The organism is Proteus terrae subsp. cibarius, from assembly GCF_011045835.1.
In the GTDB taxonomy this organism is placed as follows: domain Bacteria; phylum Pseudomonadota; class Gammaproteobacteria; order Enterobacterales; family Enterobacteriaceae; genus Proteus; species Proteus cibarius.
Window position 1 is genome coordinate 3187920 of the sequence record NZ_CP047349.1, and the last position, 18442, is coordinate 3206361.

At 36.7% G+C, this 18442-nt stretch carries 17 protein-coding genes and 1 pseudogene; 5 read left to right on the forward strand and 13 right to left on the reverse strand.

Annotated elements, in window-relative coordinates; all coding sequences use genetic code 11:
• Positions 1 to 624 carry a tetracycline resistance transcriptional repressor TetR(H) gene (gene tetR(H) / locus GTH25_RS14660; protein ID WP_109419706.1) on the reverse strand — a complete coding sequence of 208 codons (624 nt, stop codon included), beginning with the start codon at positions 622 to 624 and terminating at the stop codon, positions 1 to 3.
• A 92-nt stretch (positions 625 to 716) separates the two neighbouring features.
• On the opposite strand from tetR(H), the gene tet(H) reads away from it, so the two are divergent.
• Positions 717 to 1919 carry a tetracycline efflux MFS transporter Tet(H) gene (tet(H), locus tag GTH25_RS14665; protein ID WP_164530689.1) on the forward strand — a complete coding sequence of 401 codons (1203 nt, stop codon included), beginning with the start codon at positions 717 to 719 and terminating at the stop codon, positions 1917 to 1919.
• A 485-nt stretch (positions 1920 to 2404) separates the two neighbouring features.
• Here tet(H) and GTH25_RS14670 read toward each other — a convergent pair whose 3' ends face one another.
• On the reverse strand, positions 2405 to 2602 hold the full coding sequence (locus tag GTH25_RS14670) for a hypothetical protein (protein WP_098941920.1): 198 nt from the start codon (positions 2600 to 2602) through the stop codon (positions 2405 to 2407).
• Positions 2603 to 2676: 74 nt separating this feature from the next.
• Positions 2677 to 2979 carry a phage holin family protein gene (locus GTH25_RS14675; RefSeq protein ID WP_075672673.1) on the reverse strand — a complete coding sequence of 101 codons (303 nt, stop codon included), beginning with the start codon at positions 2977 to 2979 and terminating at the stop codon, positions 2677 to 2679.
• 574 nt (positions 2980 to 3553) lie between these two features.
• Between GTH25_RS14675 and GTH25_RS14680 the strand changes: the two genes are divergently transcribed.
• The 4 genes from GTH25_RS14680 (at position 3554) to dhaM (ending at position 7302) form a co-directional block, all read left to right on the forward strand.
• A complete protein-coding gene (locus GTH25_RS14680) occupies positions 3554 to 3814 on the forward strand; it encodes an Ogr/Delta-like zinc finger protein (RefSeq protein ID WP_075672674.1) in 261 nt (86 codons plus the stop codon).
• A gap of 270 nt (positions 3815 to 4084) precedes the next feature.
• On the forward strand, positions 4085 to 5149 hold the full coding sequence (dhaK, locus tag GTH25_RS14685) for a dihydroxyacetone kinase subunit DhaK (RefSeq protein ID WP_075672675.1): 1065 nt from the start codon (positions 4085 to 4087) through the stop codon (positions 5147 to 5149).
• 30 nt (positions 5150 to 5179) lie between these two features.
• Entirely contained in the window at positions 5180 to 5812 is a 633-nt protein-coding gene (gene dhaL / locus GTH25_RS14690) for a dihydroxyacetone kinase subunit DhaL (protein WP_075672676.1), read from the forward strand.
• 41 nt (positions 5813 to 5853) lie between these two features.
• Positions 5854 to 7302, forward strand: a complete 1449-nt coding sequence (gene dhaM, locus GTH25_RS14695; protein ID WP_075672677.1) for a dihydroxyacetone kinase phosphoryl donor subunit DhaM — start codon at positions 5854 to 5856, stop codon at positions 7300 to 7302.
• A 103-nt stretch (positions 7303 to 7405) separates the two neighbouring features.
• Here the strand turns inward: dhaM and GTH25_RS14700 are convergent, their stop codons facing one another.
• The 10 genes and pseudogenes from GTH25_RS14700 to GTH25_RS14740 form a co-directional block, all read right to left on the reverse strand.
• Positions 7406 to 8257: an MrpH family fimbial adhesin gene (locus GTH25_RS14700; RefSeq protein WP_083629086.1), complete on the reverse strand. Its 852-nt coding sequence runs from the start codon at positions 8255 to 8257 to the stop codon at positions 7406 to 7408.
• A gap of 6 nt (positions 8258 to 8263) precedes the next feature.
• On the reverse strand, positions 8264 to 8800 hold the full coding sequence (locus GTH25_RS14705; RefSeq protein WP_075672679.1) for a fimbrial protein: 537 nt from the start codon (positions 8798 to 8800) through the stop codon (positions 8264 to 8266).
• The gene (locus GTH25_RS14710; RefSeq protein ID WP_075672680.1) at positions 8800 to 9291 is read right to left on the reverse strand and encodes a fimbrial protein; all 492 of its coding nucleotides are present in this window, start codon (positions 9289 to 9291) and stop codon (positions 8800 to 8802) included. The genes GTH25_RS14705 and GTH25_RS14710 overlap by 1 nt, the downstream gene beginning before the upstream one ends.
• A 16-nt stretch (positions 9292 to 9307) precedes the next feature.
• The gene (locus GTH25_RS14715) at positions 9308 to 9793 is read right to left on the reverse strand and encodes a fimbrial protein (protein ID WP_075672681.1); all 486 of its coding nucleotides are present in this window, start codon (positions 9791 to 9793) and stop codon (positions 9308 to 9310) included.
• A 4-nt stretch (positions 9794 to 9797) separates the two neighbouring features.
• A complete protein-coding gene (locus tag GTH25_RS14720; RefSeq protein WP_075672682.1) occupies positions 9798 to 10544 on the reverse strand; it encodes a fimbrial biogenesis chaperone in 747 nt (248 codons plus the stop codon).
• 26 nt (positions 10545 to 10570) lie between these two features.
• On the reverse strand, positions 10571 to 10786 hold the full coding sequence (locus GTH25_RS19390) for a FimD/PapC C-terminal domain-containing protein (protein ID WP_238788864.1): 216 nt from the start codon (positions 10784 to 10786) through the stop codon (positions 10571 to 10573).
• A gap of 99 nt (positions 10787 to 10885) precedes the next feature.
• Positions 10886 to 13065, reverse strand: a pseudogene (locus GTH25_RS19395) (fimbria/pilus outer membrane usher protein); the annotation flags it as partial.
• Positions 13066 to 13158: 93 nt separating this feature from the next.
• Positions 13159 to 13725 carry a fimbrial protein gene (locus GTH25_RS14730; protein WP_075672684.1) on the reverse strand — a complete coding sequence of 189 codons (567 nt, stop codon included), beginning with the start codon at positions 13723 to 13725 and terminating at the stop codon, positions 13159 to 13161.
• A 1060-nt stretch (positions 13726 to 14785) separates the two neighbouring features.
• Positions 14786 to 16063 carry a sigma-54-dependent transcriptional regulator gene (locus GTH25_RS14735; protein WP_099660228.1) on the reverse strand — a complete coding sequence of 426 codons (1278 nt, stop codon included), beginning with the start codon at positions 16061 to 16063 and terminating at the stop codon, positions 14786 to 14788.
• The gene (locus GTH25_RS14740; RefSeq protein WP_075672686.1) at positions 16041 to 18416 is read right to left on the reverse strand and encodes an ATP-binding protein; all 2376 of its coding nucleotides are present in this window, start codon (positions 18414 to 18416) and stop codon (positions 16041 to 16043) included. The genes GTH25_RS14735 and GTH25_RS14740 overlap by 23 nt, the downstream gene beginning before the upstream one ends.
• Between the last annotated feature and the right edge of the window lie 26 nt (positions 18417 to 18442).

Genomic DNA, 18442 nt, shown 5'->3' on the forward strand with positions numbered 1-18442 from the left:
TTATTTAGCGCTCTTTAATACTGTTTCAAGTCCAGAGATCATCACATCAAGGACAAACAAAAATGCAGCATCACCATTATCACTATCCATAATTGCAACGGCTTGGGTTAATAATGGCGGATAGGCAACAATATCCGTCTCTATTTTTTCACGCTCTTTTTGGCTTTCTTGATGCTCTTGGGTTTCCAGTACCGAGCCTAATGTAAAATGCGCAATAGAGCTCAATGCATACACAGCTTGGGATAGACTAAACCCGGCATCACACAAAAACTGTAGTTGCTGTTCTGATGTCTCAAATTGGCTTTCAGAGGGACGTGTTCCTGCATGAATTTTGCCACCATCACGATACATTAATAAGGCTTGGCGAAAGCTTTTCGCGTTATTTCTCAAAAAATCCTGCCATGTTTCATTCGGTAATGGCAAAACATGATGATGATGCTTTTGCAAAATAGTTTCTGCTAATGCATCTAACAAAGCGCGTTTATTTTTTACATGCCAATACAATGTAGGTTGCTCAACACCTATTTTTTGCGCCAATTTACGTGTTGTTAACCCTTCAATACCAACTTCATTAAGTAAAATTAACGCATTATCAATAACTTGTTCTTTATCTAGCTTTGCCATTACCTACCTCAGAATAAAATAGTCTTGACAATCTATCAGTGATAGAGATATTTTACACCCACTCTATCACTGATAGATTTTTTAGGATCTCAATGAATAAATCAATTATTATTATACTGCTGATCACCGTATTAGATGCCATTGGCATTGGGCTTATCATGCCAGTACTCCCTACGCTATTAAATGAATTTGTCAGTGAAAATTCACTGGCAACCCATTACGGAGTGCTATTAGCGCTCTATGCTACCATGCAGGTTATTTTTGCTCCTATTCTAGGACGACTGTCTGATAAATACGGCAGAAAACCCATCTTGCTGTTTTCCCTTTTAGGCGCGGCACTCGACTATCTTTTAATGGCATTATCAACCACACTTTGGATGCTCTATATTGGGCGCATCATTGCGGGGATCACTGGCGCAACAGGTGCCGTATGTGCATCGGCGATGAGTGATGTGACTCCCGCTAAAAATCGAACTCGCTATTTTGGTTTCTTAGGTGGTGCTTTTGGTGTTGGTCTTATTATTGGTCCAATGCTAGGGGGATTATTAGGTGACATCAGTGCTCATACGCCATTTATCTTTGCCGCTATTTCACACTCAATATTATTAATACTCTCTTTGCTCTTTTTCCGTGAAACACAAAAAAGAGAAGCACCTGTTGCCGATAGCACACCTGAAAACCAAACAGCATCAAATACAGTCACTGGTTTTATTAAGAAAAGCCTCTACTTTTGGTTAGCAGCCTATTTTATTATCCAACTTATCGGGCAAATTCCAGCTACCATCTGGGTGTTGTTTACACAATACCGTTTTGATTGGAACACAACCTCTGTCGGTATGTCTTTGGCGGTTTTGGGTGTATTACATATTTTCTTTCAGGCGGTTGTCGCCGGGAAATTGGCACAGAAATGGGGCGAAAAAACCACCATTATGATCAGTATGTCTATTGATATGATGGGCTGTTTATTATTAGCGTGGATAGGCCAAGTTTGGGTTATCTTGCCAGCATTAATTTGCTTAGCCGCTGGAGGTATGGGGCAACCCGCATTACAAGGCTATTTATCAAAATCTGTCGATGATAATGTGCAAGGAAAATTACAAGGTACGCTGGTGAGTCTCACCAATATTACCGGGATCATTGGTCCTCTCTTATTTGCCTTTATTTATCGTTATAGCACCGCTTATTGGGATGGCCTGTTATGGCTGATGGGGGCCATATTTTATGCCATGTTGCTTATTACTGCTTATTTTCACCAAAGAAAAACAACTCCCCAAACGATTACCTCAGTACCTTAATACTAAAAATCATAAAAGCCTTATCTCGTGTTTATATCATTGATAGGGCTTTATTTTTATCGCAATTAATAAGTCACTTTTCTCTAGGATTATCTTATTCTAATTACTGAATATTTCTATTGAAGTTATACGAACAGCTCATAGGAAAAAATAAAATATAAACTAGTTTTAAAATAGATTATTTATTTTAACCTTTAATATCACTTTAAATAGAATCAATTTATTAGAGAAATACTTCTATTATTACGCCATTTATTGGTAACCGTTGCTGGCGAACATATAGAGATTGCCCTTATCAGTTAGAAGGTAATTTCTATCGTACCGATTTACAATTAACCTTCCCTATGAATGAAAGTGCTTCTCTTTTCTCAATGGAAGGTGAAGACTGGATTGGTGTAGTAGAAGCTCGGGGTTATGTTAATGTATTTGCAGAATGGTCAGGAACTGACATTCACTAAGTAAAATAAGAGCATCCTCTCTTTATATTAGGGATAATTTTCCTCTAATACGTAAACAAAAAGTTGAAGATCAAGACAAGCATCCATGTTTGCTTGATCTTCGATTGCCGTTATTAACATCCGTTGTTCTAACGCTATATTATCTCGATGCCATCCTTGAGCAATCCAACCCAAACTAAACGCCAGTAGTGCAATCCATGCATATAACGCTTGTGTGTTGAACATGACCTAACTCCTTAGTCATTCGAGACAAAACTGAATTTATCGACTTTTATTATGATGAAAACGTGTTGCATTTTTTACTTGGTATCATCTTTTTCTTTCCCTGAAAAAAATTGATTACCTCGTTTACGTAACCAGATTTCGACTAACTGATAACCCACAATACCGAGCGCTGAACCTATTCCCATTACTGCGACAGAATCAATTCCAGGCCATAAAATAAGCAGTGCGCCAGCAACAACAGAAACCGCAGAACCTAAAATAATTTTGCCGATAAACAATCTTAATGTAATAGTTTCATTCGCAACGAGCATCTTCCCTAATGCAATAAAAGCGCCCACTATGACTAATGATATCAATGTATTGTCATATTCATCCATGAATACACCTCATCTCTGATTACACTTTTTTAACCGTAAAAAGAACCCTCCCCTCCCAACATTCATCAGATAATCTGTAAAGAATTAGCAGTAAGCCACGACCCTGTGTAACTGAATAAATTCCCGATTGAGATAACGTAAGTTCCTTTTATTTCAACTACGCGCAACATCCATTTGCGATAAACAACAGACGATTCAGTTATATTACTGCTAACTTCCTTGTTAACTTGTAATAGACATCCTTGTCTATTGCTTCTACTTACACTGAAAATCAATAAAAAAATAAACAATAAATTCAATATCTTGCTTATCTCCATATCATTTAATGTGAAGCTATTATCTACAAAGTTTGTATTTCAGGCTAGTAAGTTTGTTCGGTTAACGTCGGTTATCACTGTTTACCCGACAATAACCGAACTATTCACACAAAATAAAACAAATAAACTTGTTGCCAACTTCTTAAACAACCTTAAAACAAAGTTTTATATAGAAAAACAATAAATAGACTGGTTATAATACAATTTTCAGCTAATATAGAAGCTATCTGATAGTCCATAAAAAAGAGAAAAACGATATGCGTGTCTTAACTATTTTTTGTCCTGAATGCGGTGAAAAAGCGCTTATAAAGAAAAGTAATCGTAAACACAAAGAGTTATCCGATCTCTATTGTGCTTGTCGTGATCCTGAATGCGGGCATACCTTTGTTTTAAACCTCACATTTAGTCATACCCTTATGCCAAGTGCAAAAAACAAAGATATGTTGTTATTAAATGTGATTAAAAACCTCTCTCCAGAACAAAGAGAGAAAGCACTCACTCTTTTGCAAGGTATGTAACCATCACTAACAGACACTCTTTTTTCATTTATTTTTATGATCTTGCTCCCATTCTGATAGGTTATTTGACTAACCTATACTTATAGAAAGATAAATGATGTAGATTCATTTTTAAGCTAAATAAAAATAATTCTTATGTTTTAAATAAAACAAATACCGCTTATTGATGCCGTGTTTGCCAATCCTTTAAAAAATAATTTGTCAGCCACCAAACCAGAGATCAATTTTTGGTTTGAAAACTAAACACAAATTTCAAATGGAGCATTTAAGATGAAAAAGCTGATTAATCGAGTTGATGATGTGTTATCTGAACAACTACAAGGCTTTGCAAAAGCCCATCCTGAAATCAAATTTCATCCCTCCTCTTTTTATGTCACGCGAAAAGATGCTCCAATAAAAGGTAAAGTTGCTCTATTGTCCGGCGGTGGCAGCGGACATGAACCGATGCATGCAGGTTTTGTAGGTAAAGGGATGCTTGATGGTGCATGCCCGGGTGAAATATTTACGTCACCAACACCGGATAAAATGTATGACTGTGCCAAAGAGATCGATAGCGGTGAAGGTGTTTTAATGATCGTAAAAAACTACACCGGAGATGTGCTGAATTTTGAAACGGCAACAGAACTGCTTCATGACGATGGTGTAAAAATTGCCACAATATTAGTCGATGATGATGTGGCAGTAAAAGATAGCTTATATACCGCAGGACGTCGTGGTGTTGCCAATACCGTATTAATTGAAAAACTACTGGGTGCGGCAGCTGAAAGAGGCGACTCTCTTGATGAACTGGTTAAATTAGGTCATCACATTAATAACAATGGTTTCTCTATCGGTGTTGCCTTGGAAGCCTGTACAGTTCCAGCAGCAGGAAAACCCTCTTTTACTTTACCTGAAAATGAAATGGAGTTTGGTGTCGGTATTCACGGTGAACCAGGTATTGATCGTCGTAAATTTACTTCCCTGAACGATACTGTCGATGCCATGTTTAATACTTTAATTGAAAATGGCCACTATCAACGAGTGATCCGCAATTGGGATCGTGAAAACGGCACTTGGATCGATGAAAATCAGGAAAAACAGCCTTTAAAATCTGGCGATCGCGTCATTGTTTTAGTTAATAACTTAGGTGCCACACCACAATCTGAGCTTTATGGTGTTTATAACCGTTTAACTCAATGCTGTGAAAAATTTGGCTTAACCATCGAACGTTCTTTAATTGGCGCTTATTGTACTTCACTCGATATGTCAGGGATCTCCATTACACTACTCAAAGTGGATGATGAATTGCTCTCTTTATGGGATGCCCCAGTGAATACACCCGCAATGGTGAAATAAGTTATTAATAAAAATAAAAAGGAACAAATTATGGCATTAACTCAAGCGCAAATTATTCTTTGGTTACAACAATGTGCACAGCTGTTTGAACAAAACAGCGATTATTTAACGGATTTAGATCGTGAAATTGGTGATGCTGACCACGGTTTAAATATGAACCGTGGCTTTAGAAAAGTGCAGGAAAAATTACCTGAATTTGACGGGCAAGATATTGGCACCATCCTCAAAACCACAGGCATGACATTGCTCTCAAATATTGGCGGTGCAAGTGGCCCTCTATTTGGTACCTTCTTTATTCGTGCCGCCAAACCCACGGCTTCATTGCAAAATCTAGAACTTAACCAACTCGTTGAAATGGTAACAGAAGGTGTGGCAGGCATTGTAAGCCGAGGAAAAGCAGAGCCAAATGATAAAACCATGTGTGATGTTTGGTGGCCAGTGGTTGAGTCATTAAAACAATCTAATGAACAAAATCTTTCTATTAAAGAAGCCCTCAACCAAGCACAAATTGTCGCTGAAAAAGCCGCTGAAAATACTATCCCGATGCAAGCTCGAAAAGGACGAGCAAGCTACTTAGGTGAGCGCAGTATTGGACATAAAGATCCCGGCAGTGCTTCTGTGGTACTGATGATACAAGCCCTTGCAAATAGTATTAATGCATAACTGACCAAACAACCAACACAAGCAACCAATAAAGGTCTACCATGATAAATATTGTTATTGTTTCTCATAGTAAACATCTCGCTGATGGTGTGGCAGAGCTTGCCAGTCAGATGCTTAATCCGGCTCATTGCCAACTTGCCGTTGCCGCAGGTATCAACGATGAAGAACATGCAATTGGTACTGATGCCGTTAAAATTATGACGGCGATAGAATCACTTTCTCAAGCACAATCTATTGTTGTGATGATGGATTTAGGCAGTGCAATATTAAGTGCAGAAACTGCGATTGAGTTACTTGATCCTGATCTCGCTGAAAAAGTTACTCTCTGCTCAGCTCCCTTAGTTGAAGGTACGCTTGCTGCGGTTGTCGCGGCATCTTCAGGAGCGTCATTAGAGAAAGTAATTGAAGAAGCTTCAAATTCTTTATATCCAAAGAAAATTCAGCTGGGTGAAAATTTCGTTCAGCCTAGAAATGATATTAATGCCCCTGTCAAAATTCATGGCAAAGAGGCAAGTTGGGTTGTTCGCAATCCTCATGGATTACACGTAAGACCGGCTGCGACTTTAGTTGAGGTGCTTTCTGCTTTTCAGGCAGATTATCAACTAGTTAAAGGGGATAGACGTATTAATCCTCTCAGCTTAAATCAGCTGTCATTAATACAAATTCGCCAAGGTGATGAGATAACGTTAATCGCCTCTGGTGAGCAAGAAGATGAAGCGATAGCCGCTTTTCTTGAACTTGCCAAAAATGGCTTTGGTGAAGAGCTACCTTCTGATTCTAATACCATAACATTAAAAGGTATTTTGGCCCCGGTGTCTCAAATTAAAGCCCCTGCTTTTATTTGGCATGAAATAGAGCTATCACCGATAGAAAACTTATCTGAACCGATTGATATCCATGCCCAAATTGGCAAACTTAATTTTGCAATAAAAGAGACGATAAAAGCTCTAAAACAGACAGCCAATAAAGCAAGCCAGACATTAGGTGAGCATATTGGTGCTATTTTTAACGGCCATATCATGATGTTAGATGATGATGAGTTAATAACGAGTGTGATTGATCGCATTAAAGAAGAGAAGATCAGCGCCCAACAAAGTTGGTCGGATGAAATGCAAGAAAGAACACAACTGTATTGCGCCCTCAACGATCCTTATTTACGCGCGCGTGAACTCGATCTTCGTGATCTACGTAATCAGGTGCTTTATCATTTACAAGATAAAACACGCCCAAGTTTCACCCCTTCACAACCTGCTATTTTGGTCGCAAAAGAGCTTTTCCCTTCTACATTAATTCAGTTAGCTGATAGTCAATTAGTCGGTATTGCTTTAGCAAAAGGTGATAGTCACTCTCACAGCGCCATTATCGCGGCGGAAATGCGCTTACCGATGTTAGTCAATTTAGGGCCTACGTTATTAAAAGTCACAGAATCTCAAAAGCTAAAATTAGATACAAATAAAGGTGAATTAGTTATTGAACCTATAACGCTATAAACCTTTTTCACATTAAGCACATAAAAAAACCCGCACAAGTATGTGCGGGTAAGTCAACGAAAAACGCTATCAATCTAGGTCATTATTGACTCTTCTAATTTTATTAAGGTATTGATAATACCAATGTCGTAGTACCACTAAAGTTACCTAATGAAGGCGTTCCATAGGTTTGAAGCTTTGACATCACTCTCACATAAGTATATTCATTCTTTATTGCGTTAACCTGTGTTCCAATCGATGCAGGTGAACCATTTAAGGTTAAAAAAGAACGAATGCTACCATCTGGTTTTAAGTTTAAAAAATGATCTTCCATTGAGCTGGTAATTTTTACAGGCATAGTTTCATTACAAGTAAGTGCAAATTGCTCTTCGGCTTCATCACCATTAACTTGTGTCACATCAAGTACGCCATGTGAAATATTTAAATTACTAGAAATAAATGCACATTTACCTTCAGGCGGTGGGGCAATACCACATACACCGCCAGGCACCATTCTTCCACTTCCTCCCGTTGGACTACTCGTCATAAAAAAAGCAATACATTCATCAACCTTAGGTTTACCAAGGTGATCACTAAAACCAACAAAAGGAAGTGATAAACCACATTGATTCATTGCGACATCACGTATCTCGGACATACTAGCCAATTTTTGTAAATCAACATTACAACGCCATGGAACTCGACGTTCTGTCCCCGTTCCACCTTTATCAGGTAGGCTATGGAAGTGATTTATTTGAATATAACATCGACCATTAAAACCCAAGCTTTTGCAAGGATTTGGCGTAAATCCTATCTCAGTCCAATATTCCATAACAAAATCATAACGAATATCACTTGACTTATCAGGAGAAACGCCAGATTTAGTAATATAAGTAAAATAACCTGCCTGTGCGCTAAATAGCGAAAAACCACATACGACAATCAGTAACTTTAAAATTTGCTGTATTCTTTTCATTATTTGTTACTCATATTTCAAAGAAAACACGGCGGTAGCAGAAAAATGCCCCGGTTTAATTGATTTATTTGCAATGGCAACCGCTGTTGCTTGCAGATAAGCAACAAAATTAAGCTCAAAAACACCATTATTAGGAATATTATATAAACTGGTATAATCCCCTAATATCACGGGTACACCTTCTTTAGTGGTAATTTTTATTCCTAAATCAGGGTTGTTTGCGCTGTCGTCTAATGCCAATAATCCAGCAAGTTCATTATGTGTAGCCCCTTCAAACTTAATCTTCACTTGCTTGGCAATAGAGATATCACACTCTGATAAAGTAATTTTGAAATCCTTTTTCTCAAATTCAAAATAACTTTTATAAATATCATCCAAGCGAATTTCATCAAATGTCACATCAACCTGAGAGTGTTCAGGCAAGACTTTGCAAGGTGCGATAATTAATGAACCAAAAATATTAAGATTTTCAGCTGCAAAAACAGAAGAGGAAAATAATAAACAACTACCAATAATAGAGCGAAACACACTTAATCTATTCATTATTGGTACTCCACAAATAAAGTGCCACCTGAGGTAAAATTACCGGGCGTCAGTTCACTATTTTCTTTTTTAACCAAGACAGCCCAAATCTTTTCGGGGTTATTTAAATTAACTGAATACTTTTTATTTAAATCAATAATAGAATCACCCATCATAAATTTTACGGCTAATTCATTAATATTGGTTCTCAATCCATTGGTATCGAAACTGCTTTTTTTCCCATCTATCGATAAATACATATTCCAGTTATTTAAATTTTCTTCACAAGTAATTTGGTAATTAATCTCGCGTTTTTGGTCATAGCCTTTAATCGTTTTTATTGCCACGGGGCCAAAATTCACCTCAATCATATTGCCATCATTCACTTTACAAGGAGGTGGAGTTAATAAATTACCTTTAATCAGTACCTGTGTTTCATTATCTTTTGCCAAACTGGGTAAAGAAAATGCAGAAAATAAAAATAACATAATGAGGAATGGATAATAATGCATATTGTTTATTCCTCTGTTAGTTGTAATAAACCTGCATAGTTGCAGTTGCAGTAAAAGCGCCCGTTGGTAATGTGGCACCACTTTTTTTCACGAGTACAGCATAAAGCTCAGGTTTCGTTTCATAGCTAAACTTAAACGGTGTTGTCATATAAATATTGGTATCAGCGGTTTTAAATAATACCCCTAAATCTGTCACACTTGTTTTTAAATAACGTGTATCAAATCCTGCACCATCACCGGTAAATTTCAGAGACATACTCGGATCACCTGTTGTTTTACAATCCAAGGTGTAATCCATTTTTTGTTTATAATTTTCGTTTTCTATTCTTGTGGTCATCACATCATTAAAATTCACTTCGATAGGTTTACCATCGTTAATTTTGCAAGGACGCGATTCCACACTCCCGCTCACTGTGACTCTTAAAAAGCCAGAAGCAGCCCATACAGAAGGAGTGAGAAAACTCATACAAAGAAAAAGTATTACACCTCGGAATATAAGCATAATATTACGCCTTCTTATCTTTGATATTTGCTGAACAAATATCTCCACGACATTGGAATGTTAATTCAACTAATCCACCGAAATCATTAAGATATTCAATGGCTGGCGTTACACCTAAATCAACCACTTTTGCCCCTAATGGACGTTGGCCAAAAGGCTCAATCATCACCGCTTCAAAGTCTTTTACTTCGACATTGTTCTTTCTCACTTTGGTAATAGTTAAATAATAAGGTGAAGGGTTTTTTACATTGTAATTAGCACCTTGTTTTTCAATCAAAATGTCTTTTTCCATTGGGTTAGCTTCTAAGCGACTAGGTGCAACAATGCTTTTTGGTCGATAAAACACTTTAATTTTTGTCTGTAATGCAATTTGCAAAACATTGGGAGAATCACTACGAGGAGGAATTTCACGAACATTAAGGTAATAAATACTTTCTCTGTCTGTGGGTAACATATTGGTTGCAGGTAATGCCTGTATCTTAATTTGGCTTTTGTTACCGGCTTCAATACGTTGAACTGGTGGTGTTACCACAAAAGGAGAATTAATTTTTTCATCTTTACTATTCTCAAGCCAAGACTGTGCTAAATAAGGTTTAGATTCATTTTCATTTTCTAAAACCATACTAACTGAGCGCTCACCTTCATTATATAAAACACGTGTTCTATCTAATGCGATAGCGGAATAAGCGGATTGAGAAAAAAGGCAAAGTGTAACGATAGCGCTTAATGTTTGTGTGTTGATATATTTCATTTCATTCACCGTTGACTTAAATTTAATTACTTACAAGGAAGCAACAACATGTTGCTTAAATTATTTTCTAGTACTTGAGGCAATTGGAATTGGCAAGTTTCACCACTCCAAGCAAGATCTAAAGTTTCACCTGCTTTTACACCTGATAAATAAACAAAACCTTCGTCTGAAATAATGCCTACTTCTAATTTATCTTTGTTATAAACACTAGCTCCAAAAGGAGGATGTTTCTTATCAGCCATGGTGATCACGGCTAAGACTTTCTCACCTTCGATCACATTAAATTTACGATAACCAATCGCCCCTTCGGTTAAGGTCGCATATTGTGACGATTGAACGGCATCGGCTTTTTCAGGAAGGTTATTAATATCGATGGTGATATTGCTACGAGAGTAGTTTTGCACACCCATTAAAACCGCTTTACCATGTCGGTTAGTTTCAATTGGCGTTAAACCTGTTTTAATCGGAATATCTTGAACATTATTGGTATCAACCAATATACGTGAATTTCCCATTGAAGTGACTCGGTGGAATGCTCCCCCTTCTGGAGTGACGGTTATTCCACCCATTAATTGCATTGATAATGCACTTTGATTATTTTGGGTATAAGTACCACTTGTAGTCAGTTTTGCTAAATTACCGTCATAATTATAGAAACCTGAAAGATTAACTTTATCGCTATCCCACGTTCCTGCCGATAAATTATACGTGCTACGATCATTAAGTCGTTCATAATAGCTAACACTGTTACTGGTATTATGGCGATTAAACGATCCAGAATAACTAATATTAGCGTCATTACGCTCAAGTGGTACACCTAATGACACATAAACTCCTTCGTCATTATTATGGCTCGATTCCACTTTATAAGCTGATAAATTAACAGATAAATTTTTAAAGTTGGCCCAATCAAAATAACTAGAAATAGTAAAGCTATAATTATCCGTTGAAGGTCGATTCCAATATGTTTGGCGAGAATAGTTTAAGTAAGTATTGATATTATATTCAGGAAAAGCCGTACCAAATATTGCGGTATAAAGCTCTTTACCACTGTCAATATGAAGTCCACGATAACGACCATCTAAAAACTGGGTCATACTTAAATAGTCACGTTGAGAGAAGCGATAACCCGCAAACGTAATCTGACTATTTATTTCATCGAATTGCTTTGAATAAGTAACGTTATAAGAAGTTCCTGATAGGGTTTTATCATCAAAGTTACTTCCCATCTCAGCCCGTGAAGCTGAAATATTAAAGGAGAGAACCCCGAATGGCGCTAAATCTTGCCCTAAACCTAAAGCAATATTTTGATATTCTGTTGAGGCTAATAACCCACCATAAATTGTGGTGTTATTCGCAGCCCCCACGAGAAAGAGCCTAAAGAAAATGCAGGACCTTCAGTATCATGTTCATTTTTAGTGGGTTTGCCCATTACCAACTTATATAAAAACTGCCCAGGTCTTGTTAGTGTGCCTAAACGCGATGTTTCCACTTTAAATGTTTGAACAGAACCATCTTGTTCTTCAATAGAAACATCTAAGGTACCGCCACCGAATGTATTGACGTCTTGAATTCTAAATGGCCCTGGACTTACTTCATTTTGATAAACAATACGACCATCTTGACGCACAATAACTGTGGCGTTAGTTCTTGCAACCCCCGCAATTTCAGGCGCATAACCTTGTAAGCGAGGTGGGATCATCGCATTATCGCTCTCTAATGAAGCCCCTAAATAACGGAAGCTATCAAAAAGCTCTGACGAGAGATATTGCTCACCTAAAGTTAATTTAGCACCCAAAGAACGAATAGCACGGAAGATATAAAGCTGATTCCAACGCCATGATTTATCGTCATTATTTAAATTACCGCCAGAAGCTTGCCAATCGGAGCGCAAACGCCAAGCCCCCATATTAATACCCATCACACCACTAATATTGGTACCTGTTTCAGTGCCTTTTCCATTATTTTCATATCGAATAAGGCGATTACTCATATTGTAATCAAGAAAGAATCCTGCAATACCATCATCCCAACGTGAAGGCGGATCCCAACTAGGATCTTGATATTCCATAAAGGCTTGAGGAATACTGATATTTAAAATACTGGTATAGAGATCACCCACTGCATTCATATTAGGAACAGAACGAAAATCAAGGCACTGGATATTATTAGTGGTTAGCCAAGTGACTTTTTTTTCCCATTCAGACTTTAAACCTAAAATGGGATAAACCTCTGGAGTGATACAAGGAATGGATAATTCTGCGTTGTAATCTGGGGCAAAAAATAAAGTAGGCTCTTCGTTTCTTACTCTTTGTTTATTAACGTCGGTCGCCAGTAAATGAGTACCCGGCTGAATATAGTTTGCGTAAGAAAATTTAGTAAAATCGGTATTTTCAATACCTTTATCTGTTAAAAAGTCGGTATTAAAATCGACTGCTTCTTCTGCAAAAATAGGCAACGAAAAAGGAACAAAGAATAAAAGCATTACTTTTGTGATCTTATTTATTTTCATGCTTTTCATTTTGCTATGCCATCCTCAGCATTATTAACAGAAGACAATATTGATGAGATGCATGGCGCTTAAGCGCCACACATCCTATTAAAAAAACAACAATTATTCGTAGATAACCTTGAAGTTAGCTACTGTGTCAAAAGAACCTGTTGTTGCTTTCTTATCGTCTGCTTCATTACCTTTCACGTAAGCCGAGAATTGCAATGTCGTGGTAGAGCCGTCGCCATTATTTAAAGCGTGGCCTGCCACTGGAAAGCCTTGACCAAAAGTAATTGGGTTATTACCGCGGTCAGTGATAACGATACCTGCGTTTTGTACTTTGCCACCTAAGCCCAGTAATTCGCCGGTATAACCATCAAAACCACTTACAGTTGCACCAGTAAATGATACTTTTGCAGTTTTGTAAGTTTCAGTTGAGCAATTTTTCAGGATAATATCGAAGTTTTCGCTATCTGAACGGAATTTATTGCTGGTCAGTTCATGCAATGCGATTTCACCAAACTTAACAGTTTGATCTAAACTTTTATCATCGATTGAACATGGAACATCATTGATAAAGCCAGTAAAACGCACTTTACCTTCACGGCTTTCCGCTGGATCTGCAGCTAAAGTAGGAGCAGCAACAACTAAAGACAACGCAACACCTAAAGCTAATTTAGTAAATTTCATAAAATTTCCTTTATACAAAATAAAGATATTGATATTTCTTGGCTTCGAACTAAACAAGCGATAGGTAATAAAACCTAACCGCCTTTCTATAATTTAAATTTTACAGCTCCATTGATATCTATTTATAAAACCAAGATAGGGGATATCCTACAAATGCATCCTTTTTGCATTCATATTCAAATTAATTTATGGAATAAATTAATCTTATTCACTTTTTTAAACGTCAGTTTTAAATACTTTAGAAATTAAATTCCTTAATTAATAAAAACATCTTAATTAGACATATAAATAAGTAATAAACTTTAATAAGAAAGTAAGAGTAAAAATTTAAAGCAAAAAAACAAATTTAAATTATGTTCTTTTACTTGTTTTGCAATTAAATACTCGCAAAAGGCGTAAATTAAGTCAAAAATCGAAAAATGATGCTATTAGTAAAACCTAAAGATAATTACCAAGCGAAATAAATCTTTAAAAGAATAATTTTAGAATTTAAATCTAAAATATAATATTGATTAGATATTATTACTTAATAAAGGAGATGAATACCACAATTAACGCTTTCATTGAGTAAATTAAACATAAAAACCATAAAAATAATATTATTTAGTTTTTTATTTTGAATGACTTACAATATACAGAATGTTAATTCTGACTGAAACGATAAACCTAATATATATACAAAAACACTTAGGATTCATCTCAATTAGGGAATTATATTATATTGTCTAATTTATTTAAAAATTAGACAATCTAATTTTGATGATATTTTAAATATAAATTTAAAATAAATATAAACATATTTATAAAACAAACTTTAAAATAAAATTCTTTTTATGATTAATCTTTTGAATATAATCATACTTAGATTGTCTTTAATCGCATTTTGTATAACCAAATTCTATAGTTAATAAAATGTTTATTCGTTTTACTCCTTCTAATGCCTTAATTATAATTATGGCATTATCTCTAAAGAGATGGTTAACAACCCCTCTAATAAAGGAAAAATGGGTAACAAAAAAGCGCCAGTATGGCGCTTCTTTGTTATTTAATAGCGTGTAAATCAAACCTTCGGTTTATAGCTATCTTTATCGAGATCATGTTTTTTCATTCGTAAATACAGCTTCTTACGTGGAATACCCAAGTAATCCGCCACATCACTAACCCTGCCTGCAAATAAATATAATGCGTCTTCAATTAACCGACGCTCATATTCATCAACTAAGTTATCCAAAGGACCTTCTGGTGGAATAATGGCTCTATGTTGTTCACTATCAACCATTTTCACAATGCCTACCGCATATAATTCAGCAACATTTCGTAGCTCACGAATATTACCCGGCCAATCGTAACGCTTTAAAATATCAAGATAATTACGATCAATTTTTGGTACTGCAATACCAAGTCGCTGTGCGCTTTGCCGTAAAAAAGCTCTAAATAACGGAATAATATCAGGGCGTCTTGCACTTAACGGAGGCAATGAAAAAGTGATTTGTGAAAAATAGTAATAGAATTCAGGAATTAATCGCCCTTCTGTTACCAATTGCTGTGTATTATTTTCTAAAATTGCAATCGTTCTAAAATGACGCTTTCCTTGGCGTTCCATATCTAACAAGTAAGAACTCAACCAGCGTTGTGCTTCTGAGGATAAATCATAAGGAGAACGCAAAATCAGCGTTCCTACTTCATCGGCTTCAATTTGAGCAATAACCTGTTTAATATCAGATAAATTCTGACAATCCACAGTTTGGATCGCTTTATCGCTATGCGGGCTTAATTCATGTAATAGTTGAGCAAGAAGATGACGCCCTGTTCCCATCTCGCCTTCTATCATTAAATCTTTATCGATATCGGCAATTTGTTGCACTTGCTCTCTGATCGCGGTGATTTGTGCGCTGTCTCCGACTAATCGCTCTTGTGTCGTGCTTATCACAGCATTTCTAAGAGAAAGAATAGATTGACGCTCTTTATGCGCTTTTGCCACTAACTCTAAGAAAACAGGCGGATTAATCGGTTTTTCAATAAAATCATAAGCGCCTTTTTTTACCGCTTCTACTGCTAACGGTATATCTCCATGTCCTGTGATCATGATAACTGGAATGCGAGCGTCAATTTGTTTAATGCGCTCTAAAACCTCCATGCCATTCATTGCTGGCATATAGATATCAAGAACAACGGCACCCTGCCATGCTGGTGTTAAAAGACTTAATGCTTTTTCTGGCGAGTTGGTTACTCTGGCAACCATCCCCGCAAGATTGAGTAAATGACGATAAGATTCAAGAATATCTTCATCGTCATCAATTAATAAAACGTCGATATCAGGCATGTGTGATTGTGTCATCTGTAAACTCCAAAACAACCATGGCGCCACCATTTAATGTAGAGGCCAAGTAAATTTCATAACCAAACCGTTGCATAATTGAACGGCAAATGGATAACCCTAACCCAAGCCCCACATCTTTTGTGGTTGTAAATGGGGTAAATAGTTTTGGTAAAACGGCTGAATTAAACCCTTTTCCACTGTCGGCGATCCCCACTAATTTTCGTTTAGGATCAACAGATAAAAGATCAATCGTGATCTGACTTTCACCAACACCTGCAATCGCATCCATCGCATTAACAAACAAATTAACCAAGACTTGCTCAATTTGTGTCGGGTCTGCACAAATGGTTAACTCATCAGGAATATTATTCGTAATGATACATTGCTCTCGTTTAGAACGAGACTCCACCAGCACCATCGCACTATCTACTAACTCTTTTAATGGCGCCGAAACAAAGCTAATTTCAGACGAAGATTTACGTGAGAAATTACGTAATGCCGTAATAATTCGATTCATTCGTGCGCACAGTTTTTCAATACGTTCTATAGAATCAGGTAATTGATCATACTTTTGCATCTGTATAGTCAGCTTTGCACTGTACAGATAAGTGTTGATTGCAGAAAGTGGCTGATTAAGTTCATGCGCAAGACTGGTCATCGCTTGCCCAACAACCGCCATTTTAGCCGCTTGTACTAACTCTTCTTGTGTTTGAATTAAGTGTTTTTGTGCCTGTTCACGGCGCAACATCTCTTCATTTAATTGCTGATTTTTGTCCTGCAAATCTTGTGTTTTTAATGCTACAAGCCGTTGAAGCTCTAAGCGACTTAACTCTTGGCGCGTAATATCTGTGATAGTTACAATATATTTATGCTCATCTTTATGAGGATATTCACGAATATTAAATTGCAAGAAATGAGGCTCACCTGCTTTTACCATACGAATAGTACATTCACTTTGCCCTAAGCGATAAAGCTGACTGCTTGAGCTAAATTGTGCTTTAAGCATTGTGCTCGCCTCACCACTAAACAATAACCAAAGTGGTTTATTACTTTGCTCTTTTCCTGTTCCTAATAACGTTGCTGCACTTGGATTGACAGTTTCCATTCTGCCATCGTGGTGACAGGTAATTAAACTCGCATCAGTATTATTGATAAGATTTAACGCATTACTGGTTTCAACTTCTTTCATTTGACGCCAAAATCGGCGAAGCCGTCGACTTAATAAACCAATTTCATCTTGCCCTTCAATCAGTACAGGCTCCGTTAAATTACCTTTGGCAACATGCGCTAAGTCATCACTGAGTTTATTCAATCTTGCGATAAGTCTTCTATCAATCAATATTTTCATCACAATAATACTCAGCAATAGTGATGCAATAATAATCACCACAATCACAATTTTCCCCGTCGCCATTAGCTTGCGGGTATTATCATTAAGCTTGTTTAGTGCTTCACTCGTGGCCAAAACATTCCCACTGACTGCATTATCAAACTGAGATAATTTTTGATTTAAGTCGGGGGTTAACGCTTTTAGTTTTTTCTCATTTTCAACATCATCAATTAATGTTTGATAAATATCACCGTCATAGCGAGTAATGGCAATAATTTCTTGTAATACTTGGCGATGAGCAATAGTTGATGGATAACTTTTTAATTTCTGATTTAACGCGATAATTTCGTCAATTTTAACGCTGATATAGTGGAAAGCGACATCAATATCACGGCTATAACGCTGATGTGCAATTTCTTCTACCAAACTAATCAGCTCATTTTCTGTGGTGAATAATTCTTGTAATAATGTAGATTCAAGTAAAAGTTGTAAGCTGTTTTCCTGTACATTTTTCTCATTAATCATTTGGCTGACATGCCACTCAATTTCATTAAGCAGTGGCTTAATATCTTCGCCAACAGCGTCATGCATCCACGCCAATTGCCCCAATAATTGTGCAAGACGATTTTCTAATTCGCGTCGTTTATCTAATAACACATCTTGCTGATTAATAAGCTCTGATAACTCATCAACAAGTTGAGTATAAAAATCACGTTGTGGTTTTTGCTCTATAGGAAACTCGCGCAGATTATCTAATAACCGATAAATTTCCTGCTGTTGTTGCTCTGAAACTGATTTTCTCTGTGTCTGCTCTCGCTCTTTTAATAGCATTTGTAAATTGGTGCTATAACGCTCCATATTATAGCTGGTGGTTAACATCGGTAGAGATTCGCCCACTGACGCATTAATTTGTGTCGCCAGTTTTCCCCACATAAAAAAGATAACCACACCAATCAATAAGGTGAGTAAAGAACTAAAGATAAACGCCATATACAGGCGTCTACCTAGTTTGCCAAATTGTTTAGGCACTAATAATTTCATCCGTAATACCTTTCATAAAAACAGCG